The organism is Geomonas sp. Red276, from assembly GCF_054784495.1.
Genome location: NZ_BLXW01000002.1, coordinates 219,815 through 242,934, shown reverse-complemented (window position 1 = coordinate 242,934; position 23,120 = coordinate 219,815). Strand labels below are relative to the sequence as shown.

General features: G+C 58.6%; 29 protein-coding genes. 9 read left to right on the top strand and 20 right to left on the bottom strand.

Annotation, left to right across the window (positions count from 1 at the left end; translation table 11 throughout):
- Positions 1 to 54 precede the first annotated feature (54 nt).
- From ACYVL5_RS03035 to ACYVL5_RS03025, 3 genes are all read right to left on the bottom strand, one after another.
- Positions 55 to 1,488, bottom strand: a complete 1,434-nt coding sequence (locus ACYVL5_RS03035; protein WP_460594075.1) for a sensor histidine kinase — start codon at positions 1,486 to 1,488, stop codon at positions 55 to 57.
- Positions 1,472 to 2,158, bottom strand: a complete 687-nt coding sequence (locus ACYVL5_RS03030; protein WP_460594074.1) for a response regulator transcription factor — start codon at positions 2,156 to 2,158, stop codon at positions 1,472 to 1,474. Before ACYVL5_RS03030 ends, ACYVL5_RS03035 begins: the two co-directional genes overlap by 17 nt.
- 331 nt (positions 2,159 to 2,489) lie before the next feature.
- Positions 2,490 to 3,536: a GspE/PulE family protein gene (locus ACYVL5_RS03025; RefSeq protein ID WP_460594073.1), complete on the bottom strand. Its 1,047-nt coding sequence runs from the start codon at positions 3,534 to 3,536 to the stop codon at positions 2,490 to 2,492.
- A 305-nt stretch (positions 3,537 to 3,841) separates the two neighbouring features.
- Here ACYVL5_RS03025 and ACYVL5_RS03020 point away from each other — a divergent pair, with 305 nt between their 5' ends.
- The 5 genes from ACYVL5_RS03020 to ACYVL5_RS03000 all read left to right on the top strand — a co-directional run bounded on the left by ACYVL5_RS03020 (position 3,842) and on the right by ACYVL5_RS03000 (position 6,605).
- Complete coding sequence (locus ACYVL5_RS03020; protein ID WP_460594072.1) at positions 3,842 to 4,087, top strand: AtpZ/AtpI family protein; 246 nt, start codon at positions 3,842 to 3,844, stop codon at positions 4,085 to 4,087.
- Positions 4,056 to 4,445, top strand: coding sequence for an ATP synthase subunit I (locus ACYVL5_RS03015; protein ID WP_460594071.1), 390 nt, complete (start codon positions 4,056 to 4,058; stop codon positions 4,443 to 4,445). Before ACYVL5_RS03020 ends, ACYVL5_RS03015 begins: the two co-directional genes overlap by 32 nt.
- A gap of 4 nt (positions 4,446 to 4,449) precedes the next feature.
- On the top strand, positions 4,450 to 5,139 hold the full coding sequence (gene atpB / locus ACYVL5_RS03010; RefSeq protein WP_460594070.1) for a F0F1 ATP synthase subunit A: 690 nt from the start codon (positions 4,450 to 4,452) through the stop codon (positions 5,137 to 5,139).
- A 141-nt stretch (positions 5,140 to 5,280) separates the two neighbouring features.
- Entirely contained in the window at positions 5,281 to 5,565 is a 285-nt protein-coding gene (atpE, locus tag ACYVL5_RS03005) for an ATP synthase F0 subunit C (protein WP_460594069.1), read from the top strand.
- A 326-nt stretch (positions 5,566 to 5,891) separates the two neighbouring features.
- Positions 5,892 to 6,605, top strand: a complete 714-nt coding sequence (locus ACYVL5_RS03000) for a phosphatase (protein ID WP_460594068.1) — start codon at positions 5,892 to 5,894, stop codon at positions 6,603 to 6,605.
- 70 nt (positions 6,606 to 6,675) lie between these two features.
- Here ACYVL5_RS03000 and ACYVL5_RS02995 read toward each other — a convergent pair whose 3' ends face one another.
- The 15 genes from ACYVL5_RS02995 to ACYVL5_RS02925 all read right to left on the bottom strand — a co-directional run bounded on the left by ACYVL5_RS02995 (position 6,676) and on the right by ACYVL5_RS02925 (position 17,736).
- Positions 6,676 to 7,374 (bottom strand): ABC transporter ATP-binding protein, encoded by a 699-nt coding sequence (locus ACYVL5_RS02995; protein WP_460594067.1) that lies wholly within the window; start codon positions 7,372 to 7,374, stop codon positions 6,676 to 6,678.
- 2 nt (positions 7,375 to 7,376) lie between these two features.
- Positions 7,377 to 8,579, bottom strand: coding sequence for an ABC transporter permease (locus ACYVL5_RS02990; RefSeq protein ID WP_460594066.1), 1,203 nt, complete (start codon positions 8,577 to 8,579; stop codon positions 7,377 to 7,379).
- Positions 8,576 to 9,745: an efflux RND transporter periplasmic adaptor subunit gene (locus ACYVL5_RS02985; protein WP_460594065.1), complete on the bottom strand. Its 1,170-nt coding sequence runs from the start codon at positions 9,743 to 9,745 to the stop codon at positions 8,576 to 8,578. Before ACYVL5_RS02985 ends, ACYVL5_RS02990 begins: the two co-directional genes overlap by 4 nt.
- A gap of 24 nt (positions 9,746 to 9,769) precedes the next feature.
- The gene (locus tag ACYVL5_RS02980) at positions 9,770 to 11,092 is read right to left on the bottom strand and encodes a TolC family protein (protein ID WP_460594064.1); all 1,323 of its coding nucleotides are present in this window, start codon (positions 11,090 to 11,092) and stop codon (positions 9,770 to 9,772) included.
- On the bottom strand, positions 11,065 to 11,553 hold the full coding sequence (locus ACYVL5_RS02975; RefSeq protein ID WP_460594063.1) for a Spy/CpxP family protein refolding chaperone: 489 nt from the start codon (positions 11,551 to 11,553) through the stop codon (positions 11,065 to 11,067). The genes ACYVL5_RS02980 and ACYVL5_RS02975 overlap by 28 nt, the downstream gene beginning before the upstream one ends.
- A complete protein-coding gene (locus ACYVL5_RS02970; RefSeq protein ID WP_460594062.1) occupies positions 11,550 to 11,999 on the bottom strand; it encodes an anti-sigma factor family protein in 450 nt (149 codons plus the stop codon). The genes ACYVL5_RS02975 and ACYVL5_RS02970 overlap by 4 nt, the downstream gene beginning before the upstream one ends.
- A gap of 32 nt (positions 12,000 to 12,031) precedes the next feature.
- On the bottom strand, positions 12,032 to 12,589 hold the full coding sequence (locus tag ACYVL5_RS02965) for an RNA polymerase sigma factor (RefSeq protein WP_460594061.1): 558 nt from the start codon (positions 12,587 to 12,589) through the stop codon (positions 12,032 to 12,034).
- Positions 12,590 to 12,602: 13 nt separating this feature from the next.
- A complete protein-coding gene (locus ACYVL5_RS02960; RefSeq protein ID WP_460594060.1) occupies positions 12,603 to 13,289 on the bottom strand; it encodes a cytochrome c biogenesis CcdA family protein in 687 nt (228 codons plus the stop codon).
- Positions 13,286 to 13,663 carry a thioredoxin family protein gene (locus tag ACYVL5_RS02955; protein ID WP_460594059.1) on the bottom strand — a complete coding sequence of 126 codons (378 nt, stop codon included), beginning with the start codon at positions 13,661 to 13,663 and terminating at the stop codon, positions 13,286 to 13,288. The genes ACYVL5_RS02960 and ACYVL5_RS02955 overlap by 4 nt, the downstream gene beginning before the upstream one ends.
- Entirely contained in the window at positions 13,660 to 13,890 is a 231-nt protein-coding gene (locus tag ACYVL5_RS02950; RefSeq protein ID WP_460594058.1) for a thioredoxin family protein, read from the bottom strand. The genes ACYVL5_RS02955 and ACYVL5_RS02950 overlap by 4 nt, the downstream gene beginning before the upstream one ends.
- Positions 13,891 to 13,918: 28 nt before the next feature.
- Complete coding sequence (locus ACYVL5_RS02945) at positions 13,919 to 14,200, bottom strand: 4Fe-4S dicluster domain-containing protein (RefSeq protein ID WP_460594057.1); 282 nt, start codon at positions 14,198 to 14,200, stop codon at positions 13,919 to 13,921.
- A 13-nt stretch (positions 14,201 to 14,213) separates the two neighbouring features.
- Entirely contained in the window at positions 14,214 to 14,576 is a 363-nt protein-coding gene (locus tag ACYVL5_RS02940) for a heterodisulfide reductase subunit A-like protein (RefSeq protein ID WP_460594056.1), read from the bottom strand.
- 18 nt (positions 14,577 to 14,594) lie between these two features.
- Positions 14,595 to 15,077 carry a permease gene (locus ACYVL5_RS02935; protein WP_460594112.1) on the bottom strand — a complete coding sequence of 161 codons (483 nt, stop codon included), beginning with the start codon at positions 15,075 to 15,077 and terminating at the stop codon, positions 14,595 to 14,597.
- Positions 15,077 to 15,997 carry a DMT family transporter gene (locus tag ACYVL5_RS02930; RefSeq protein WP_460594055.1) on the bottom strand — a complete coding sequence of 307 codons (921 nt, stop codon included), beginning with the start codon at positions 15,995 to 15,997 and terminating at the stop codon, positions 15,077 to 15,079. The genes ACYVL5_RS02935 and ACYVL5_RS02930 overlap by 1 nt, the downstream gene beginning before the upstream one ends.
- Before the next feature lie 158 nt (positions 15,998 to 16,155).
- Complete coding sequence (locus ACYVL5_RS02925; RefSeq protein WP_460594054.1) at positions 16,156 to 17,736, bottom strand: peptide chain release factor 3; 1,581 nt, start codon at positions 17,734 to 17,736, stop codon at positions 16,156 to 16,158.
- Positions 17,737 to 17,867: 131 nt separating this feature from the next.
- Here ACYVL5_RS02925 and ACYVL5_RS02920 point away from each other — a divergent pair, with 131 nt between their 5' ends.
- From ACYVL5_RS02920 to ACYVL5_RS02910, 3 genes are all read left to right on the top strand, one after another.
- Positions 17,868 to 18,578, top strand: coding sequence for a PilZ domain-containing protein (locus ACYVL5_RS02920; RefSeq protein WP_460594053.1), 711 nt, complete (start codon positions 17,868 to 17,870; stop codon positions 18,576 to 18,578).
- A 3-nt stretch (positions 18,579 to 18,581) separates the two neighbouring features.
- Positions 18,582 to 19,355: a TatD family hydrolase gene (locus ACYVL5_RS02915; protein ID WP_460594052.1), complete on the top strand. Its 774-nt coding sequence runs from the start codon at positions 18,582 to 18,584 to the stop codon at positions 19,353 to 19,355.
- Between the two features lie 100 nt (positions 19,356 to 19,455).
- Positions 19,456 to 19,953, top strand: a complete 498-nt coding sequence (locus ACYVL5_RS02910; RefSeq protein WP_460594051.1) for a ferritin-like domain-containing protein — start codon at positions 19,456 to 19,458, stop codon at positions 19,951 to 19,953.
- 129 nt (positions 19,954 to 20,082) lie between these two features.
- Here ACYVL5_RS02910 and ACYVL5_RS02905 read toward each other — a convergent pair whose 3' ends face one another.
- A complete protein-coding gene (locus ACYVL5_RS02905; RefSeq protein ID WP_460594050.1) occupies positions 20,083 to 20,844 on the bottom strand; it encodes a lytic transglycosylase domain-containing protein in 762 nt (253 codons plus the stop codon).
- Between the two features lie 15 nt (positions 20,845 to 20,859).
- Positions 20,860 to 22,260, bottom strand: coding sequence for a sigma-54-dependent transcriptional regulator (locus ACYVL5_RS02900; RefSeq protein ID WP_460594049.1), 1,401 nt, complete (start codon positions 22,258 to 22,260; stop codon positions 20,860 to 20,862).
- Positions 22,261 to 22,599: 339 nt separating this feature from the next.
- On the opposite strand from ACYVL5_RS02900, the gene ACYVL5_RS02895 reads away from it, so the two are divergent.
- Positions 22,600 to 23,097 carry a chemotaxis protein CheW gene (locus tag ACYVL5_RS02895; protein ID WP_460594048.1) on the top strand — a complete coding sequence of 166 codons (498 nt, stop codon included), beginning with the start codon at positions 22,600 to 22,602 and terminating at the stop codon, positions 23,095 to 23,097.
- Positions 23,098 to 23,120 lie beyond the last annotated feature (23 nt).

The following is a 23,120-nucleotide window of genomic DNA, read 5'->3' as shown; positions in this document are numbered from 1 at the left end:
AACGGGGAGGCAATAACGCGTTAACGAAACAGCAAGGGGCAGATTAAGAAATCGTCATTTTCCGTTTTCGGCGGGGGGAAAGGAGAGGGTCACCCGGGTCCCCACCCCCGGTTCGCTTTCGATCTCGACGCTTCCCAGGTGCATCTGCATGATCGCCTTCACGATGGCAAGCCCGAGGCCGGTCCCTTCCCGCACCTTCTCGTGGTCGTTTTGCACACGGTAGAAGCGGTCGAAGATGTGGGGGAGGTGGACCGGATCGATGCCGCAGCCGGTGTCGGCCACGGTGATCTCGGTGGTCAGTTGCGCCCCCTGCCGGACGGAGACCGAGACGTTGCCCCCCTCGGGGGTATGGGCCAGGGAGTTGCGGATCAGGTTGCTGATGGCCCGGCGGATCAGGGTCTGGTCGGCGAGGATGGTCGCGTTGCCGGTGGTGGTAAGCTCGATCCCCGCCTCCTCGGCGGCGTCCAGGTAGTAGTCGAAGAGGTTCTCGATCTCGCTGGCGACCTCGAGGCGCTGCAAAAAGAGGTCCTGCTTCTCGATGTCGGCCCGGGCCAGGAAGAGCATGCGGTCGATGATGGAGGAGAGCCGGCCGAACTCCTCCAGGCTCGCGGCCAGCGCCGCACGGTACTCCTCGGCGCTTCGCTCGCGGGAAAGGGCGATGTCGGCGGCCATCATGAGGGTGTTGATGGGGGTTCTGAGCTCGTGGGCCAGGTTCCCGGAGTAGTGGGAGAGACGGGCGAAGGACTCCTCCAGGCGGGCCAGCATGCTGTTGAAGGACTCGGCCAGCGAGACCAGCTCCACCGGGAGCGTGGAGTGATCGATCCTGGTATGGAGCTCGCGCTTGGTGATGCTCAGGGCGGTCTGGGAGATGTCTTCCAGCGGCTTCAGGCCGAGCCAGACGATGAAATGGGAGCAGATGAAGGCGAAGAGGAGCCCCCACCCGATGAAGGCGATCATGGAGTAGCGGAGGGTAACCCCCATGGTCCGCTGTTCGCGGGCCGACACCCCGACCTGCAACACCCCTCCCTTCCCGGTCAGCGGGTTGTCCTCGAGAGGTATCACCGCCAGCTGGAAGTAGTCGCCGTCGCGGTTCTTCCAGAGGGTGATGCTGTTGTCGCGCGGCAGCGAAGCGAAGGCGGAACCGGGGAGCCGGGTCGCCATGGAGGGACTTTCCCGGATCACGCGCCCCTCCCGGTCGAGGAAGCGGAGCAGGGGATGGACGTCGTCGGGCTCGTACAGCTGCGACCTGAGCTCCTCCCCCACCAGCTCCACGGCGTTGGGCTCCCGCAGCATGTGGGTGATGCCGGAGAGCTCCTGCCGGAAGATCTTGTGGTCGGCGTTTCTGAGCTGGTTGGCACGGGCGCCGTAGAAGACCAGGCCGAAGAGGATGTAGCTTATGCAGACCGCGGCGATGTGCAGGATGGCGAGCCGCCGCGCGATCGACCAGTTGCGGCCCGGCTTTTCGGGGACTCTATTCCTGCGGGGCATCCCGGTCCTCGAGCACGTACCCTACGCCGCGCACGGTATGGATGAGTTTTTTGTCGAACGGCTCGTCCACCTTGGCCCTGAGGTTCCCCATCTTGACGTCGACGATCTTCAGGTTGGAGTCGAAACCGAGATTCCAGATCCTTTCCGCGATGCGGGAGCGGGGAAGCACCTCGCCGTTACGCCTGATCAAGAGGGAAAGGAGGGCGAACTCCTTGGGGGTCAGGTCGAGCCTCTTGCCGCCGCGGGAGGCCCGGTGGGCGAAGAAGTTCACCACCAGGTCGGCCACCCGGATCTCGTCCTGCTGCACCACCGCGCCGCGGCGAAGCAGTGCCTGGATGCGGGCCATGAGCTCGGAGAAGGAGAACGGCTTCACGAGGTAGTCGTCGGCCCCGCTTTGCAGCCCGGTGACGCGGTCGTGGACCGAGTCGCGGGCGGTCAGGATGATGACCGGGGTGGAGATGCCGAGCCCGCGGATCCTCTTCAAGGCCTCCAGCCCGTTGATCCCGGGGAGCATCAGGTCGAGGATGATCAGGTCGTATTCTTTTTTCTGGGCCATAGTCACGGCTTCGAGGCCGTTATTGGTCAGATCCGACATGACACTCATCTCGGCCAGACCTTTCTGAACCTGGGCCGCGGCCCGTGCCTCATCTTCTACTACAAGGAAATACATGGGTCTTACCTCTCCGAACGGGGCTGCGGCATTACCCCGGATGGGGTCGTGCTTTGAGCGGTGAGTGATACTATCAGCAGCCCTATGTGAATTGCAACAGCTGAATATAGTGTAGTTGACGGCGCCTCGATGACCAACAGGAGAGGCACGTTTTGTCACGGCGAAGACGGATCCAGGGAGTAAGACGGGGGTGGGGGGCGGCCGGAGACCGGAAGGTCTCTGCAGAAATCGCGCCGTTTTTTTCGGGTGGACGACGGCGGGAGTTAAGGGGGGGCGGGGCCTGCTGCCGCGACTTACGGCGGCAGGCCGGCCTCGACCGGTGCCGAGGCTTTCAGCAGCTGTGGATCTGTTTGCGGAGGCAGGTCATGGCGAAGGCAAGCTCGGCCATCGAGGTCACCCGCTGCAGGTCGAAGGCCCCTCCCGAAAGGCGCCCCTGCCGGTCGCAGACGCAGACGATGGCGGCGACCCGGCCGTCCAGGGAAAGGGGGTGCATGGCCGCCACCGCCGGCGGGGCGACCCCGAGGGCGGTGAAGAGTTTTTCGTTGCCGTCTCCGGTGGCGACCTCCCCCACGACAAAGCTCCGCTCCTTGACCACCGACGCCAGCAGGGGGATCTCGTCGATGGGGGAGGCGAAGGCCGCGGCCCGCTCGGGATCGACCCCCGCGCCGAGGGCGCGCACCCCGCTCACCACCCCACCCTTCAGTTTGAGAAAGGCACCGACGTCGAATTCGGAGGCGAGGTAACGCATGAGGATGGAGAGGACTTCGGCGGCGCTGGTGGCAGACGAGAAGCGCTCGGCCAGGAGTCTCGCATCCAGCGGCTCTTCTCCCTCCTCCCAGTGCGCGTCGGCCATCAGTTCGCCGCCGCGCTCCTTGGCACCCCGCGGCGAGGACGGGGCGGTGAACCTCGAACGGAAGCCGCCTTCCACCGGAATGTAGCGGACGGCCCTCTTGATCCCGTAGTGGCGCTCAAGGGCCAGGGAGAGCCGCAGCTCCGAACAGACCCGCGGCTGGACCACCATCCCGGTGACGAAACCGATCTCTTCGATGGCGCGGAAGTCGGAGGGGTCCGCCATGGCCAGGGTGAGCCGCCTCCCCGAGACCGCCACCGGGACCACCCGGTAGCGCGCCACCAGCTCGGCCGGGATCAGGGCGAGCAGGTCGGGGGGAAGGTCGTTTAGTTGGGCGGGCTCCACCCAAGGGACCCCGAGCTTCTCGTGGAGCGCCCGGGCCAGCTCTTCCTCGCTCAGAAATCCCATCTCCACCAGGTTGGTGCCCAGCCTGCCGCCATAGATGGCCTGGGCCTGGAGGGCCTGATCCAGCTGTTCCGGTTTCAGCGCCCCTACCTTCAGCAGCATCTCGCCTAGCATCGCTGACATGGTCACCTCCGCGGGAGGGATCCGGCGCGGTCACCGCCGGCCGCGCCCCTCGACGGCTCGCGTTAAAATTCTCTATCAGTTTAACCACGCCGCCGGGGCACGCAACGCCCGAAGTTACTCCCCCCCACCGACCCCTCCCAGCGGCGGAGCACGCGCCGGGAGGGGAGCGAAGGGAGACGGCTCCGCGGGATAAGTCGTTAATTAATTGCCCTCTGGCGCCAAAATTAATTGACATTTTGTAGACAGCCGTGCTATTTAGCCTAAGTTTTCGTCCGCGCAGGCCGCGGAGAGTGAGGTCAGCCGACATGGACGAGGATAAGAAGAGCCTGCTCAAGACCCTCGGCATGGTTTCCACCATGGGGATCGCCTTCGCGGTCGCCATCGCCATCGGGGTCTTCATCGGCCTCAAGGTCGACGCCTGGCTCGGCACCAAACCGTGGTTCTTTTTCATCTTTCTTTTCTTCGGCATCGTGGCGGGTTTCAGGAACCTGTGGGTGATCGCCGGGAAAGAAATGCGCAATGGCGGGCCGGACAACGATAAACGAGGATAACATCTTCCCCCGGCTGGTCATCGGCAGCCTCGCCCTGGCGGCGGTTGCCGGAGCGGCGACCGCGCTCCTGGTCTCGGCGGGCTTCGGGATCTCCCTCTTCACCGGAGGGGTGCTGGCGACCGCCAACTTTCTCTGGATCAGGAGGGGGTTGCAGGCGGCCCTGGCCCAGCTCCCGGCCAACGCCTCGCGCTTCGCGCTGTTTCGATTTATCCTCAGGCTCGCCATCATGGCGCTCCTTCTGTACGTTTTGATCGTGAAGCTCAAGGCCAGCATCTTCGGCCTGGTGATCGGGCTCTCGGTCGTGGTGATCAACATTATCGCCTTTTCAATATATCTGTCGGTCCGTAAAGGAGGCTAGCAGCATGGTTCATCCGTATTTGTTCCTGCAGTTTTTCCGCGAGATGGTAAAACCCCTCGGCATCGGTGAGGGTGGCGCGGACGCAATCATCTACACCTGGCTGATCATGGCCCTGCTGGTACTGCTCTCCCTGGCCGCTACCAAGGGGATGAAGGCCGTTCCCTCCGGGATGCAGAATTTCATGGAAGTCATCGTGGGCGGCGTGGAGAACATGCTGGTGGAGACCATGGGCGAGCACGGCAAGCCGTTCTTCCCGCTGATCGCCACCCTGGCCATCTTCATCCTGGTCTCCAACCTGATCGGCCTGATCCCGGGCTTCTTCCCGCCGACCGCCAACATCAACACCACCGCGGCCTGCGCAGTGGTGGTCTTCGTGACCACCCACATCGTCGGCCTCAAGGAGCACGGCGCCGGCTACATCAAGCACTTCCTGGGACCCATCGCCTGGCTGGCCCCGATGATGCTCTTCATCGAGCTGATCGGTCACTTCAGCCGCGTGATCTCCCTGACCCTTCGTCTCTTCGGTAACATGAACGGCCACGAGCTGGTGCTCATCATCTTCTTCGGGCTGGCCCCCTTCCTGGTGCCGCTCCCGATGATGCTCATGGGCGTGCTGGTTTCCTTCATCCAGGCCTTCGTGTTCATGCTGCTCGCGATGATCTACATCCAGGGGTCGCTGGAGCACGCGCACTAACAAGGCAAACATGTTCTAGGTTCTATGTTCTAGGTTCTACGTTGTGAACCGATAGGACTTACAACCTGGAACCTAGAACTTAGAACTCGCTTTTTTCATTCCTATACTGTTTAGGAAAATAAACCCTAGAAGGAGAAGCAAATGGAATTCTTTACTATGTGCGTTCTGGCAGCTGGCATCGGTATGGCCCTTGGTACCCTCGGTACCGGTATCGGCCAGGGTCTCGCGGTTAAATCCGCCGTCGAAGGCGTTTCCCGTAACCCGGGCGCTTCCGGCAAAATCCTGACCACCATGATGATCGGTCTGGCCATGATCGAGTCCCTCGCCATCTACGCCCTGGTCGTCTGCCTCATCATCCTCTTCGCCAACCCCTACAAGGACACCGCTCTGTCCCTGGCCAAAGCTGTTGGCGCCGCTGTGAAGTAAGCTTTACCCCATGCTGAACCCGAAGGGGCGTACCGAAAGGTGCGCCCCTTTTTTATTTCGAAACCTCAATCTATGAACGCGGATGACGCGGATTAAACGGATAAAGGCGGATCACACAAAACAAAAGCCGGTGTAATGACCAAAGCAAATGACGTGAAACAAGGATCGGCATCCATTTGCAGCATTGCTTTTGGTTTACCCAGAAGAGTTTGGTTTGGCCTTAGGACTTATCCGCGTAGATCCGTTAAATCCGCGTCATCCGCGTTCGAGGCTTTTGACTTTGTCCCTCTGTTGACATTTTGTAGACCATATGAAATAGTCCGGCCATGAAAATTATCGCCGACCTGCACACCCACACCATCGCCTCCGGGCACGCCTACTCGACCGTCAACGAACTCGCCACCGCCGCCAGCCAGGCAGGCCTCCAGGCGCTCGCCATCACCGACCACGGCCCCTCCATGCCGGGCGGCCCCCACCGCTACCACTTCAGCGCCCTGCGCTTCATCCCCCGCACCATCGCCGGGGTCAGGATCCTCCGCGGCATCGAGGCCAACGTGCTCGACGACCAGGGAACCCTCGACCTGGAACAGCCGGTCCTGGAGGAGCTCGATTTCGTGCTGGCCGGGCTGCACGAAAACTGCGGCTACTGCGGCAAGGACCGGGACCGTAACACGGGAACGCTCCTGAAGGTCATGGCCAACCCGCGTGTACGCTGCATTTCCCACCCGGGTAATCCCGTCTATCCCCTCCATTACGAGGTCATCGCCAAGGCGGCCCTGGAAACCGGGACCGCGCTGGAGATCAACAACTCCTCGCTCGGCCTCAGCCGGAAGGGGAGCTGCGAGAACTGCCTCGAGATCGCCAGGCTCTGCGCCGCCATCGGAGCCCCCATCATGATCGGGAGCGACGCCCATATCGCCCAGGCGGTCGGGATCTTCGACGACGCGCTGGCGCTGGCGCAGTCGGCGGGGATCAGGGAGGAGCAGGTGATCAACGCCGACTACCCGCGGTTGCTTAAGTTTATCGGGTTGGAAGAATAGCGGCACTTGCCTTTACTATAAGCGCAGAAGTGGATGTGGACAGCCCTTGTTTAGGATTGAATTTGAGCCTTTACTTGCCATTACTATGTTCACCAACAATCTTGCCGTCACGAACATCAAAAATTCGGTCAAATCCTTCCACCATGCGATGGTCATGAGTGACCACCAGGATGGCAGAGTGGTTTTCAACGGCGAGAGACTTCAGCAGGGACATGACATTTTTTCCGTTCTCGGTATCAAGCGCAGCTGTTGGTTCATCGGCAAGGATAACCTTCGGCTTGTTGGCTAAGGCCCTGGCAATCGCAACTCTCTGTGCCTCGCCTCCCGAAAGTGCCGTTGGGTAGTTATTCAGTCGATGCCCTAGATTAAGCGATTTCAGTAGTTCTGTGGCCCTGATTCTGGCCTCGCTACTAGTGAGATTGTTAATCTCCAGCGCAACCATAACATTTTCGAGCGCCGTCAGGAATGGAATAAGGTTGTGCGCCTGGAAGATGAATCCCAGCTTTTCACGCCGCAGCCTTTTCAGGTCGAGGCCAGGCACCCATCCTTCATCTGCTACCGTCGCACCATCGATGATTACCTTACCATGTGTCGGTTCGTTAATCAGACCAATTGCGGTAAGAAGAGTAGTCTTCCCGGACCCAGATGGCCCGAGGATAGCGACAAGTTCTCCCGGCTTAACCTGGAATGTGGCGTCCGAGATTGCCGTAACCGCCGTTTCACCTCTGCCATAAATTTTAGTGAGATTATCAACTTCAATAGCGTACATGCTTACCCACCCAACGCTTCCGCAGGTTCGACCTTGAGAGCCTTCCGAATCCCCACAAAGCTGGAAATCATGCAGATTGCCATGACAATGGCAAAAAGCGCTTGTAGGTCAAAAGGCTCCAGGACGATTCGACGGGGGAATTTTTCATAAGTTAATAAAATCAGGATGTACCCAATTGCATAGGCAATAACCCCCATGAGGAGCGACTGCTGAAGAATCATGCCGACGATAACCCGATTCTGTGACCCAATCAGCTTTAAGGTGGCAATAACTTTAATCTTGTCAAGCGTTGATGTGTAGATGATAAGGGAGATGATGACCGCAGAAATGACCAACAGGATGATGCGAAACAGCCCCAACTGCATCCGAGCCTTTTCTATCATCCCCTTGGTCAGGATTTTTGTCTGTTCTTCACCGGAGATGGCGAGGAAGTGATTCCAGCGCTTAATCCGTTCCTGCACCTCATGCAAACTTGCGCCAGGAGCTAGTTTAGCCACAACCGTATTCACGATATGGGTAGATTCCGTGATATCTGCGATATTCTTCGTCAAAAACTTTGCCTGTGTTTGCGAGAGAGTTTGAATTTTGCCTATATTCGCCCCTACTCTTTCCCGGTCGTTCCTGATGGCATCATTGTCTTTCTTGAACTGAATATCCTGAGCGTCTGCAAGGCTCACATATGCAGCCGGGTCGCCACTTGACGAGACGACTTTTCCGGTGATTCCGACGACCGTATAGTCATGAAGCCCCAGATGAATTTTTTCTCCAACGTCCATCTTCATGGCCTTGGCGACCACCATTTCATAGTGTTTCTGGCGGATATTCCGCCCTGCAAGGATGGCAGGTGGGCCGCCGAAACCATTTAAATCGTATCCAATCAGAAAGAATCGGAATGGTTTCCCTTGGCGCTCAATTTGAATTGTCTGGAATGAAAGCGGCGAAGCATCGGCCACTCCAGGGACGGCCTTGATACGGTACTTGATGTCTTCAGGTATACGGGAGTTTTCGGCGAAAGGGCCGTTGGTATCCTGTTGCACTACCCAGATATCGGCTTTTGTGGAGTTGAGCACTGCCAGGGCATCGGCAAACAATCCACGATAGATCCCCCCCATGCTCATGACCACCCCAAGAAGGAGACCGAGACCAATTGAGGTGAGAATGAAACGCCCCCGATGATAGCGTATATCCCGGATAGCAAGATTCATTGCACCGCCACCTTCATGCCGTTGCTGAATTTTGCCATGTCAGGTGGCGGTGCTATAGCAATCCGCTCCCCACCGTCAAGGCCGGTCGTGATTTCAGTGAAACCTTTACGGTCCTCGATACCGACAGTAACCGGCTTGAATGTGAGTCTTCCATTTACCACAACCCATACGCCACGCTTTTTATCCTTGGATACGATGGCTGCTGAGGGTAGCGATGGAGAATCCTTTTTCGTCCCGGTGATGATATACACATCGGACTGTTCTCCCAGACGGAAGTTTTTCAGCGGCTCGTTAAAAGCCACATCCACTTCAAGTTCTTCGGTTACACGGTCGCTTTCGCGGCCAAGGCGGGCCACTTGGCCGGGGTACTGCTCATTAGCCGTGGAACGGAGAGTGATAAGAGCTTTCTTGCCTACCGCGACCCCTTTCAACAGGGATTCATCAACATTGGCTTTCACCCAGACAATACGAGGGTCAGCCATAGTGAAGATTGACATGCCCGGCGTTACCGTGGCTCCTTTCTCCAAATCCCTCGTGATGATGACACCATCTTGCGGAGCGTAAATGAGGGTGTCGGCAACCTTGCTCTTGGCGAAGCCAAGTCCGGCCCGGTTTGCTGACTGTTCCATCCGGATAGATTCTAGGGCGGCGTTGCTTCGGGCAACCTCCTCCTTGGCAACCTGGTACGTATTCTCGTACTGTTCGGCCTCCAGCTTTGATACCAGATTCTTGTCTGCAAGCGTCCTATACCGCTGAGCATTCCGCTCGGCCAGTACAAAGTTCGCTTTGGCCTTCTGCAGGTTGGCCTGTTCCACATCAAAGCTTGCTATCGACCTTTTCACACCTGCCTCTGACTGGTGCTGCTGCTGGATAAAGTCGTCGTTTTCCAGTTTGGCGAGGAGTTGCCCACGTTTAACATGGTCCCCTTGGTCGGCATAAAGCTCGACTATCTTGCCGGTTATCTTGCTGGACACCCCCACGACCACCTTAGCCTCAACCGTGCCGTTGCCATAGACCTGTGCGGTCAAGTCACGCTTTTCCAGTGTCACGGCCTTCACTTTCTGCGGCGCTAGAAGAGTCAGCTTTACCAATGCGACAGCGGCCACAAGGACTAAGAGCCAAATGCCGTATTTTTTCTTTCTAGCCAGGGATTTAAACAGCTCCATGTATCACTCCTTCCGGAATACCTCTTAATCTTTACCTACAGCTCTATCCAACCGCGCCAAAGCGGTACGGTAATCATAGACTGCCTGAATGTGAGCCGTCTTGGCGTCGAGGGACTGGGACTGAGCATCCGTTACTTCAATGATGCTGCCTACACCCTCATGATAGCGCCCCTCAGCCAAAGTCCTGTTCTCATCGGCGGCGACAACTTCCTTTTCTGTCGATAACATGCGGGCGCTTGCCTCCCCGACTCCCAACCAAGCCGACTCCACTTCTTTGACGATTTGCAGTCGCTGATTGTTTTGCTGTGCCTCAACGACACTCTGGAGTGCAACGGCCTCCTTTACCTGCTCAACAGTAGAAAAGCCTGAGAACAGCGGTACCGTCAGATTCAAACCCACTGCCCACACGTTGCTTCCAGGAGGAAAGTCTTTGTCCGCATAGCCAACACTCGCTGTGCCTGACAGAATGGGAAGATACCCGCTTTTGGCGGTTTTCAGGGAAGCGGCAGCAGAGCTTTCCAAGGCAGCGAGACGTTTCAGTTCTGCCCTGTTGGCAATGGCATCTTTCTGTACCTGAAGTCGTTCTGGTAGCGTTACAGACGGGGAAGATGGTTCCGCAAGAGTACGGTCCCCCAAAGAAGGGATACCCAAGGCATTGGCAAGTTCCACCCTTGCGATGTCCCTGTTATTTTCTGCTCGAATCAGAGCTGTCCTGGCGGCGTAGAGGTTAGATTCAGCCCTAGCCACATCTACCTTTGCCCTGATTCCCTCCTTAAAAAACTCTTGGGCCTGACGAAATACCGCTTCCCTGGCCTGTACCGTCTCCTTGACGGCAAGAACCTCTTTCTCAGCGGCCAGCAGCAGATAAAAGTCGTTCCTTACCCTGAAGGCGATATCCTGCCGGGTTATGGCAAGGGAATCGGCAGCAGCTGAGCGATTCCACCGTGCTGCTTCCACGGCACCGGCGGTCCTGCCGAAATCGTAGATGGTCTGCTTCAGGTACAAGGCGTCGGTCGTCACGTCGGCATTCATGACGCTTTCTTTCACTGTGAAAAAGGAACGACCTTTGCTCCAGTCTGAAGAGATATTGATTTGGGGATAATAGCTGGCGAGCGCTTGGCCGGTTCTTGCTTCGGCACCTTGAAGGTTTGCCTTGGCTTCGACCACTTGAGGGTGATTCTTTAATGAGGTCGTCACAGCCTCATCAAGGGTGAGCAGTTCAGAGGCATAGCCCCTGCTTGACACCAAAAAAACCGCTATTACTGCGACCTTACTCGCAAGTACCCGGTATCCAATCGTTCGGGATTGCTGGTGCAGTTCTACTGATTCTGCATTATCGGCGGACATCCGGGTTGCCTTCCTTTCAACATGGCATTCTCAATCAAATCGAGGAATTTCTTCTGTTGCTCTTTATTCAGTGTCGCTTTAATTTTCAGAATATGCATCGCCACCATGCTTTCCACTTCACCCTGGATTCCGGTGATTTCAGCTACGGTTTTTTTAATGGCATCGCCGTCAGGTGTTTCGGCACGCATCAAGCTGAAGAGATGGTCCCTTTTGGCCGCTACTTCCTGCCTTCTTTTGTCAATTTCGGCACGGCAAGGAATGGCTTCCTCTCGCATGCTCTTTATCTGTTCGGGACGCAAGGATAGCTCCTCGAACAAGAATTTGCCTTTTTGCATCCTGATTCCGAGAGGAGATACCCAATAGCTGTCTTTCTTGTAGTAGAAATAACCTGCGGTACCGAGGACAGAAAGGTTAAATATCAGCGATACAACCAACGCAATCTTCAGAAAGCTGATTTTCATCGCCTCTCCTCCGCGACAGTCAAATATGCTCGTCCCAACGAGTCGGGCGGCAGGACATCGAGGCTTTCCAGAGAAAGAGCTGATGCAACAGTGACACCCTTTCGGTGTGCTGACACGGGGTTAAACAGAACGCCGCCAGAGATTACGCCACCGGTGATTGCCAGCAGTATCACGGCAACTCCCGCAAAACGAGTGAGCACCGGCCAGAATGCAAAGCCGACTGACGTTCTACTCTCGATTTTCTCCATGACCTTTGCGTTTAAGGCAACTGGAGCCCCAAATCGCTCGGCCTGGGCAAACATGCGGCTCAACGCTCTTATTTGTGCAAACTCTGCCGTACAATGAGGGCATTGGGCCAAATGGTTTTCCATCCGTGCCCGGTCTTTCGCCTGCAGTTCCCCATCAACATAAGGCGACAGGTATTTTACAGCTTCGGAGCATTTCATATCTGGTCTCCTATGACTTAAACGGTCCACGCTCATTTTTGTTCCGTAATTTTTTTCATTTTTTTCTGCAGCTCTTCCCGTGCCCTGGAAATCCTTGATTTCACGGTGCCCACAGATACGTCAAGTACCTCTGCAATTTCTTCATAAGACAGTCTTTCCAGTTCTTTCAGGATGATTATCACCCGCAATTTTTTGGAAAGGAGGTTAAGCGCTGACTGTAGGGTTTGCATCGACTGCCTGGTGGCATAGGAGGTTTCAGGAGAGGGGCTCGGCGAGGGGAAATTATGTATCAGGTCTTCGTTATCGGTTGAAAAGAAAAGAGAATAAATAGAGAACTTTCGTTTGTAGTCGAGGCAGGTGTTGACGGCGATTCGGTAGAGCCAGGTATAAAAATTCGAGGTTGGAGTATAGCTTTTAAGCCCTTGGAACGCCTTTATGAAGGTATCCTGAGCGGCATCCTCGGCATCCTGCGGGTTTTCCAGCATATACCGGCACAGGTTGTAGATTCTGTCTTGATATCTGTTGAACAGATTCTGGAAGTGGCGGGTATCGCCATCATTGATAAGTGCAATGATGCGTTGGTCATCCATATTTGAGTACATTTCAGAATGCCTGCAAAAGCAGGTAGAATCCTACAACGGCGACAAGCAACCCTCCGGCCCGTTTCGTCCAGGTAGAGAAGCTAAGAATTCCCCTTGCCCTTGCCAACGACTCCACGAAACCTGTGAACGTTCCAGCCACCAACATCAGCAAACAATGACCGATGGCATAGGTGAATAGCAGCGCCACTCCGTACAGGACCTCACCCTTGGTAGCCACCACCGTCAACAGGACTACCAGAACCGGCGTGGCGCAAGGGGAGGACACGACACCGAAGAAAAGGCCAAGGAGGAAGGAACCAATGATTCCTCCCTGCTTTGGCCTGTATTCTAAATGTATTGGGAGCCGCAATGCATATAAACCCATCAGCTGCCCACCCATGACCAGGGCGACTATCCCGGCTGCTATGTACCATCGCCCTCCCAATGTGCCGAACATGGTGCCGAACAACCCTGCCGCCGCGCCAAAGGCCGTGAACGTCAGTGACAGTCCCAGCACGAAAGCCAAAGAGTACCTAAAGGCCCAACGGCGGTCTCCATCGGCATAGCCACCGACAAATCCTACAACCAACGGAATAGTTGCCAGAACGCAAGGAGAGGCAGAGGACAAAACTCCTGCCAAGAACACCGCCCCGAATGCAATTACAGGGTAGGCCGCAATAATATGCTCTGTATTATCGAGGAATGTCACCGAAGGCCCGCCGCCTTCAGTTCCTTGACGATATCCGTTTTCTCCATCGCCCCCACATGCCTCTTCACCTCGCGGCCCTTCGCGTCAAAAAAAATCTGGGTCGGAATCATCTGGACTTTGAATCGCTCGGCAGCAGCATTGTCCTCATGCACGTCAATAAAAAGAACCGATGCCTTGCCGCGACATTCAGATGCCACCCCTTCAAGGATGGGGGCCATCTTTTTGCAGGGAATACAGGTCCGGGCACCCAGGTCGATGACAGTAGGTTTGCCTGAACGGAGGGCATTGCGTACTGCGGAGTCTGTGGCGGAGGGAAGTTCCGCCTGGGCAGCGGCGGTTATCAGCAGAATAACTGCGACTATAAGCCCCCTCACGGCAACATACCCATAATTTCTCCGATTGAAGCTACCTTCCCAGAAAACTTGACCTGGCCGTCAATGACCAGCGCCGGAGTACTCATGACGCCGTACTTCATAATGGAAGAGATGTCCTCAATTTTAATGACCTCAGCAACCGTGCCGCTTTCCTCCAGGGCCTTCTTCGTGTTCTCGTAAAGGGTCTTGCATTTTGCACAGCCGGTTCCCAGCACTTCGATTTTCATCGGTCCCCTCCTTCAAGGGTATTTTCAACTAACGAGGTTCCTTCGCAGCCAATTTCTCCTTGATAAAGGCACTGAAGGCGGCCACATCCGGGAAGCTGATGGCCTCAGCCGGACAAAGCTTAGCGCAGGTCCGGCATTCAACCACGCAGTTATAAGGATTCACTACCATCGATTTTTGAGTTTCTTCATCGAATGCAAGTACGCCGTTTTTACAGATGGTGATACACTCCCGACAGCCGATGCACTTCTCAGCATCAACCGTTGGAAACCAGGGAATTTCCTCTCGTGGGATACCCCGCCATTCGCTCATGATGGGCCTCCTGTCAGAGTGTGTTGGTGACCATTTCCTTGATGGCGGCCACGGCTTCCTCGGTTGTCTTGTTGCGGATGTCTAGCGCGACGTGGTTTGCCTTGTCAAATCCAATCGCCTCAAAGGCATCGCGGTACATCTTGCACTGCATCTGTGGGTCACAGGCCGCGATATAGATTTTCTCCGTTTCGCCGCCGGAGAGGAGCACCTTCAGAAACTCCTCGCCGTCGGCAACGCAGAGCTGCGGGTGTAAACAGACATAATCAAAGATTTTCTCCCGGCGCACATCTGACAAAACACCGAAGATGTCCATCTTGCCAAAGCTGGGGCAGGTTCCCTGACAGACGCACAATATGAATCCCTTTTTTCCTGGCATGGCTCGTTCCTCCTTTCCTTACAAAATCGCGTTGAACTGATACCCAACAACTACGATTGCAGCGGCGACAATCCCAAAAAACGTGGCCAGGAGTTTCGTCTTGAGGACATTCTTGAGGATGACGGCCTCGGGAAAGGAAAGCGCAGTTACCGCCATCATGAAGGCAAGCACGGTGCCGATGGGGAGCCCCTTCTCCATCAGGGCGTGAACAACGGGAATTATCCCAGCGGAGTTACTGTAAAGCGGGACGCCGATGATTACGGCAAGCGGCACGGCCAAGGGGTTGTCTCGACCTGCGTACCTGACAAGAAATTCTTCCGGCGCGTACCCATGAATGAAAGCTCCTAGTCCGATACCTACTATAACATAGGGCCAAATCTTCTTTAGGAGCCCAATGGTGTACTCACGGGCGTACCTCAGCTTTTCCTTGAAGCTTTGCTCCTGTACCTCTGCCGCTCCGACCTTGACGCCACCGCACGTGACCGCGGGGTGGCGCGGTATTATTTTCCTTCGGTGACTGAGCCGGCGAGGACGACGAGGCCGGCGAAGAGGAGGGGAATGCCGCTCATGGACATCATGGAAAGGCGCTCGCCCAGGAAGAAGATTCCCAACAGGGCGGCGGTGAGCGGTTCGGCAAGGGAAAGGGTCACGGCGGTGGCGACGGGGACGGTCCGCAGACCGCGGACGAAAAGCCAGTAGGAGAGCGCGGTGACCATCACGCCGAGATAGAGAACCAGGGTCGCCCCTTTCGGGGTCGCGATCCACTGCAGGTTGGAGGAGAGGAGCAAGGGGGAAAGCAGCAGGGCCCCGATACAGAAGACCACCGCCATCACCGCCTCGGCTGAACGCCCCGGAAGAAGCCCCTTGATCGCGATGGTGTAGCTCGCGTAGGAAGCCCCGGCCGCCACGGCCAGGAGCATGCCGAGGGGGTTCACCGCTATCCCCCCGCCTCCCGCCGCCAAAAGCGCGCATCCCGCCAGGGCCAGCACGGTCGCCACCACCCATCGCCTCCCCGGCCGCTCACCACGTACCACGAATCCCAGAACGCCCGCCATGATCGGGGAACTGCCGATGCCGACCAGGGTGCCGGCCGCGACACCGGTCCGGCTGACCGCCGCGAAGAAGCAGAGCTGGTAGGAGGCGACGAAGGCTCCCGCCAACAGGGTCGGAAGAAGCGGCCAGCGCTGCCTCCCCAGTCCCCCGCGGGCCAGGGCCAGCAGAAGCAGGGTGAGGCCGCCCACGACGAGCCGCATGCCGCCAATGCTGACCGGGGTTGCCCCGCCCGGGGCCAGGGCCTGGGTGGTGCCGGTCGTTCCCCAGAGGATGCCGGCGGCCAGCACCATGAGGGCGTCGGCGGTCAGGGAGGCGGCTTGAGACCCCGTGGCGGCTTGGGCGGTAGACGAATCGGGGGATGATGACATGGCAGGTTCCTTGTCCCCTCGCCCCGCGTTAAAAGGGCAAGGGTGAGTGAAAAAATCTCTCTCGCCCGGCCTGTCGGCCACCCTCTCCCCTAAAGGGGCGAGGGTATGGCGGGAAACCTTGACCTCCTTCCCGGGGGGGATGCGGGAACTAAAGCAGGTCAGCTGTGCTCGCGGGTGGCGTGGAAGGTGAGCTCTTTCCAGTTCTCCATGGTGTTGTCGAGGCGCCACTGGCTGCCGGCAAGGTAGGCGAGGTTCCCTTCCCCGTCGGTGTAGAGGTTCATCGCTTCCTTCTTCTGGAACTCGTCGAGCGTCTTACGGTCCCCGGTCACCCAGCGCGCGGTCACGTAGGAAACCGGCTCGTAGGCCGACTTCACCCCGTACTCGTGCTCCAGCCGGTGCATGACCACGTCGAACTGCAGCATGCCGACCGCACCGACGATCCAGTCGGCCCCCATGAGCGGCCTGAAGACCTGGGTGGTCCCCTCCTCGGCCAGCTGCACGAGTCCCTTCTCGAGTGCCTTGGACTTCAGCGGGTTCAGGATGCGGATCTTTTTGAAGTGCTCGGGCGCGAAGTTCGGGATCCCGGTGTACTTCAAGTCCTCCCCCTGGGTGAAGGTATCGCCGATCTTGATGGTCCCGTGGTTATGGATACCGATGATGTCCCCGGCGTAGGCCTCGTCGACGTTGGTCCGGTCCTGGGCCATGAAGATGGTGGCGTTGGCGATCTGGACCTCGCGCCCCAGGCGGAGGTGCCTGACCTTCATGCCGCGCACGAACTTCCCGGAGCAGATCCTGAAAAAGGCGATGCGGTCGCGGTGGGCGGGGTCCATGTTCGCCTGGATCTTGAAGGTGAAGCCGGTGAAGGGCTCCTCGTAGGGGGAGACGGTGCGGGTGAGGGTCTCGCGCGGCAGGGGCCCCGGGGCGTTCTCCACGAAGGAGTCCAAAAGCTGCTGCACCCCGAAGGTGTTGATGGCGCTCCCGAAGAAGACCGGGGTCTGTTTCCCGGCCAGGTAGGCCTCGAGGTCGAAGGGATGGGCGGCACCTTCCAGGAGCTCCACGTCGGCCCGCAGCTCCTCGACCTGGCTCCCCAAAAGCTCGTCCAGCTTCGGATCGTCGAGCCCCTTGACGGTCACCACCTCCCCTACCCCGTGGTCGGCGGTCGGGTCGAAGAAGGAGATCTCCTTGGTGTAGAGGTGGTAGGTCCCCCTAAAGCGCTTACCCATGCCGATCGGCCAGGTCATCGGGGCGCACTGGATGTTCAAGGTGCTCTCGATGTCGTCCAAGAGGTCGAGCGGTTCGCGCCCCTCCCGGTCGAGCTTGTTGATGAAGGTCATGATCGGGGTGTGGCGCAGGCGGCAGACCTCGAGGAGCTTCTTGGTCTGGCTCTCGACCCCTTTCACCGAGTCGATCACCATGAGCACCGAGTCGACGGCGGTGAGCGTCCGGTAGGTGTCTTCGGAAAAATCGTTGTGGCCGGGGGTATCGAGGAGGTTGATCTCGAAGTCACGGTAGGTAAACTTCATGACGGACGAGGTGACCGAGATCCCGCGCTGCTTTTCCATCTCCATCCAGTCGCTCGTGGCATGACGGGCGGACTTCCTGGCCCGCACCTCCCCGGCCTGCTGGATGGCGCCGCCGAACAGAAGGAGCTTTTCGGTGATGGTCGTTTTACCGGCGTCGGGGTGGCTGATGATGGCGAAGGTACGCCTCTTCTCGATCTCCTGCTCGTTGTACCGCATTAAACTGACTCCCGTTATTAAAACTCTGGACAAAATAAAGGCGAAGAGGGTATCTTCGCCGAACCGAGTCGTATTATATTGGTGCGACCGGGTAAAGGGCAACATTTTTTTCAGTTTTTCCAGGTGGGCGGATGAAAGACCAATACCAGAAGCTCCAACTCGCAGGGGAGAAAGAGGACCAGGCGGAGATCCTGGCCACCCTGGCAGCCATACGGGCAGGAAAACTCAAAAACGACCTGAAGCTCTTGAACTTCTACCGCGAGATCCCGGTCAGCTACGAGGCCGATATCGTCACGGTGGAAGAGGCCCACGCGGAGCTGCAGGTCCACCAAGTACAGGCGCTGGTGATCTCGCTGGAGAAGGTGGTCATCCTCAAGAGCAGCCACTTCCCCCGGGACGTCATCGCCAACGCCAACTACGCCAACGTCGAGAAGTCCAAAGTCATTCTCTCCAGCTTTTCCTACGCCCTGGTGCGGGCGGAGCGGAGGATGTCGGTGCGGGTCGAGCTCTCCGATCCCATCTACGCGACCTTCACCTATCCGGAAGGGACCGTGGGGGGAAGGCTCCACGACATGTCGCTGACCGGCATCACCATCAACGTGGTCGACGAACCGACCCTCCCCCTCACCACGCAGGGGGAACTCACCGTCACCCTTCCCATCGGCACCATCACCGTCCCCGCCTCGCTCTTGAAGGTCTTGTCCCTCCAGAGCGGGTTCCGTCTCGTCTTCCAGATCGAGCTCACCCTCGCCACCGAGATCAGCATCTCCCAGTACCTCTTCCGCCGCCAGGTCGAGATCATCAAGGAACTGAAAGACCACCCCGGCATCAAGCGCGGCTAGCCGATGCTGTTCGACAGCCACTGCCACCTCGACGATCCCCTGCTCCTCGCCTCCCTTCCCGAGGTGCTGGCGGAGGCGGAGGGGGCGGGGGTGGGAGGTATGCTGGTTCCCGGCGTCCACCCCGACGGCTGGCCGGTCATCGCATCGTTGGCCGCCGGCCACCCCCGGCTGATCCCCGCCTTCGGCCTCCATCCCATGCACGCCGCCCTCTGGGACGGCCAGCTCCGCGCCACCCTCAGTAACTATTGCCGCAACGCCGCCGCCGTGGGGGAGATCGGTCTCGATTACCTCATCGCGTCCCCCAGCCGCGAGCTCCAGCGCGCCGCCTTCCGCGCCCAGCTCTCGCTCGCCTGCGAATTCGGGCTTCCGGTCCTCATCCACTGCCGCAAGGCCTTCGCGGACCTCTTGGCCATCATGGCCGAGGCGGCCGGCAGTAACGTGAAGGGGGTCATGCACGCCTTCTCGGGAAGCCCCGAGACCGCCCGCGACTGCCTCCGGGCCGGGCTTTACATCTCGCTCGCCGGACCGGTCACCTTCGCCAACGCGGTAAGGCCCGCCCAGGTGGCCGCCGCCGTCCCGCTCGACCGCCTCCTCCTGGAGACCGACGCCCCCGACCTCGCCCCGGAGCCTCACCGCGGGCTCGCCAACCGCCCCTCCTTCCTCCCGCTCATCGCCCGCAAGGTCGCCTCCCTCAAGGGCATCCCCGTCGACGAGCTCGCCCGGGCCACCTCCGCCAATGCCCGCCGCCTCTTCGGGCTCCCCGCATCAACGACTTAAGTTTTAGTTATCATTAGAACTTTTCCGACCCCGATTTGACCTCCGGGCAGCCTTGGATATACTTTGTCTCGATTATCATGACTTGGGAGGAGGTGAATTCATGGGAAAACAGTACACGCTGCAGGAGGCCCTGAAACTGGCCATCAAGACCGAGAAGGAGAGCATGGAGTTCTACCGCAAGGCTGCGGCCATCACGGAGGACGACCGTTCCAAAAAGGTATTCACTCTCCTTGCCAACGAGGAGATCGGGCACCTGAAGGCCTTCTTCGACCACTACGTCGGCGGGGACCTCGGTGACTTGAACAGCTACCTCGACACACCGGTCGAGGAGGTCTCCGCCATCCACCAGGCCCTCGAGGAGGTGCTGGCGGCCGACGTCCACGAGCAAAAGGCCCTGGAGATCGCCCTGCAGGAGGAGAAAGCCACCATTGACCTCTACACCGTGCTGGCCTCGGAGATGGCCGACCAGCACGTGAAACAGGTTTTCGAGACGGTCATCTGCGAGACCCAGAAGCATCACGACCTGATCGAGGACGAGTACATGCGCGTGATGACGATGGTGAGCAGTTCGGACCAGGACATCTACGTAAGGGAGTGAAAGGGGTCGACAGGAAAGGGAAAAAGCCTCCGTACTTTCGAGATACGGAGGCTTTTTTTATTTCCCAAGCACCTCCCCTTCAAGGGGAGGACAGGGTGAGGATGGGGTTGCCCTTTGGTTTTCTGCCCACTAGGCGACGTACTGCGAGTAGTAGCTCTTGACCTTGGCGAGGTAGAGCCTGGTCTCCTTCGGGAGGCGGTCGGTGCCGTGGCGGTCGACCTTGGCCGGACCCCAGTTATAGGCGGCCAGCGCCTCGTCGACGTTTCCGCGGTAACGGCTGAGGAGATCCTTGAGGAAACGGGTACCCGCCATGACATTTTGCTCGGGGTCGAAGGAGTCGGTGACGCCGAGTCCCCTCGCGGTGGAGGGCATGAGCTGCATGAGCCCCTGGGCGCCTACCGGGGAAACGGCGCGGGGGTTGAAGTCGCTTTCGGCCTTGATGACCGCCTTGATGAGGCCGCTCTCCACCCCGTAACGCTGGGAGGCCTTCTGGATGATCCCTTCCAGGTCGCCGGAGACCGGGGCGGCGGCCGAACCGCCACCGTCCCCTTCCAGGGCGTCGCCGACCTGCTGTTCGGTTCCCGGGGGCGCCCCCCAGGCGGCCGGCGGGCTCTCCTTGGGAAGCTGTTCGAGGAAGCGATCGAGAAGCCCCTGGACACCGGCGCTGACCGCGTTTCCCTGGCGGGAGTTGTCGTCCCCGAGGTTCATCGCCGAGTTCAGCATCTTGAGGCGGAGGATCTCGGCGGCGGTGGCCGGAGAAACGGGCTCTCCCTTCCCGGTCCCCTCCAGCAGCTGCTGGAAGTTGGTCCCGGGCGTGGTGCCCTGGGGGGGGTTGGAATTCCTGGTGGGGGTCAAACCCTGCTGCGCTGCCGCTACCGGGTCAATCGACATTGCGTGGTGCCTCGTTTACTGGTTGAGCACTCCATCGTACACCAGTTTCTTTTTCTTCAACTTCTCGATCAGGGTGGTCCGCTTGAGATTGAGGAGCTCGGCGGCCTCCTTCTTATTCCCCCGGCTCTTCTGCAGGGCCTGGAGTATCAGCTTGTTCTCGAACTCTTCGACGGCGCTGTTCAGGCAGAAGCCGTCGTCCGGGAGGGTGATCTCGTCGCTGCGGAGCGTCGAGGTCGCCTTGCCGCTGCGGTACTTCTCGGGAAGGTCGTTGGCGGTGAGGATGCCGGAGCCCTTGATGATCACCATCCGCTCGACCAGGTTCTCCAGCTCGCGGACGTTGCCGGGCCAGTCGTAGTGGGTGAGGATCTCCATCACCTGGCGGTCGAACCCCTGGACCTTGCTCTGCTTCCCCTTGTTGAAACGCTCCAGGAAGTGGTTCAAAAGGAGCCCGATGTCGGTCCCCCGCTCCCTCAGGGGGGGGAGGGTGATGGGGATCACCGAGAGCCGGTAGTAGAGGTCCTCGCGGAAGCTCTTCGAGGAGACCATCTGCTCGAGGTTCTGGTTGGTGGCGGCGATGATCCTGACGTCGACCTTCTTGGCCCGGGTGGCACCGACCGGCTCCACCTCGCGGTTTTGCAGCACCCGCAAAAGCTTCACCTGGAGGTTGGCTTTCATGTCGCCGATCTCGTCGAGGAAGAGGGTACCCTTGTCGGCCATCTCGAAGCGCCCGATGCGGGTGGCGACCGCCCCGGTGAAGGAGCCCTTGACGTGGCCGAAGAGCTCGCTCTCCAGGAGCTCGTCCGGGATGGCCGCGCAGTTGACGGCCACGAAGTTCTTGTCCACCCGGGTGGAGAGGTCGTGGATGGCGCGGGCCACCAGCTCCTTCCCGGTCCCCGACTCTCCCTGGATCAGCACGGTGGAGTCGGAGCCCGCCACCTTCTCGACCATCTCGAAGAGAGAGAGCATCTTCTCGCTCTCCCCGATGATGTTGTTGAGCAGCGCACGGTTCTTGATGCACGGTTTGGACCGAAAACTCTTGCTCTGCAGCGCCCGGTGCTCAAGTCCCCGTTTTACGTGGGTTTCCAGCTCTTCGAGGTTGAACGGCTTCTCCAGGTAGAAGAAGGCGCCGGCCTTCAAAAGATTGGCGGTCATCTCGAAATTGGCGAAGGCGCTGTAGGCGATGGTGACGATATCGGGGCGGATCGACTTCAGCTGCTTGATGAACTCCAGGCCGTTCACGCGGGGCATCATGATGTCGGTAATCACCATCTGCACGTCGTGAAGATCCACCTTCTGCAGGGCGTCCTGCCCGTCGAAGGCCTGAAAGACCTGGTACCCCTTGTAGCTTAAAAAGGCGGCAACGAAGTCCCTGGTTTTCTTGTCGTCATCCGCAATGAGTATCTTGGGTGATTCCATTGTCTCCCCGATTTCCACTAAAGTTGCCGGTCCCAGCACCGATAAAAAAACCGTACCGCTCGGAAACTATAGCTTCATTATCTCTCCATGTCAATAAAATGACTTGGAGGAATCCGGCGGTCAAATTCTTTTCCTTTAACATTAAATTTCGTCAATTTTTTGTCCCGGGCGGGGTGGGCCGCGCCGCCCTTTCCGGACCGGCTCCCGCAGGGGGGGCTCGGCGCCCTTTCCAGCGCAAAAAAATCATTTAACCTTTGCACGATAGCGCCGATTAGACATTGAAGAGGGCCCAGCCCGGGGTCCCGCCAGGGGCCGCCACGAGCACACGGAGGAGCAGACATGCAGACGACCGCACTGAAGCTTAAAAGCGAGGAAGTCGGGGGGGAACTGATCCAGCTGGTCAGTTTCAACCTGGAGAAGGAAGAATACGGCATCAACGTGCTGATGGTGCGCGAGATCATCCGTATGCTCAACATCACGAGGGTCCCCAACACCCCCCACTACGTGGAGGGAGTCATCAACCTGCGCGGCAAGGTGATCCCGATCATCTCGCTCCGCAAGAAGTTCGACCTCATGGAGGCCGAATACGACAAAAGGACCCGCATCATGGTGATGGAGGTGGTCGGCGAGATGATGGGCTTCATCGTCGACGAGGTCTCCGAGGTGATCAGGATTTCCGACAAGGAGATCCAGCCTCCTCCGCCGGTGGTCTCCGGGGGGATCGAACAGGAATGCATGGCCGGGGTGATCAACCAGGCCGAGCGCCTCTTGGTCCTTCTTGACCTGGAGAAGATGTTCACCGCCGACGAGCGAAGGTTCTTCAGCACCGTTTCGTAAACCGCACAGGGGTGTGGACTCCC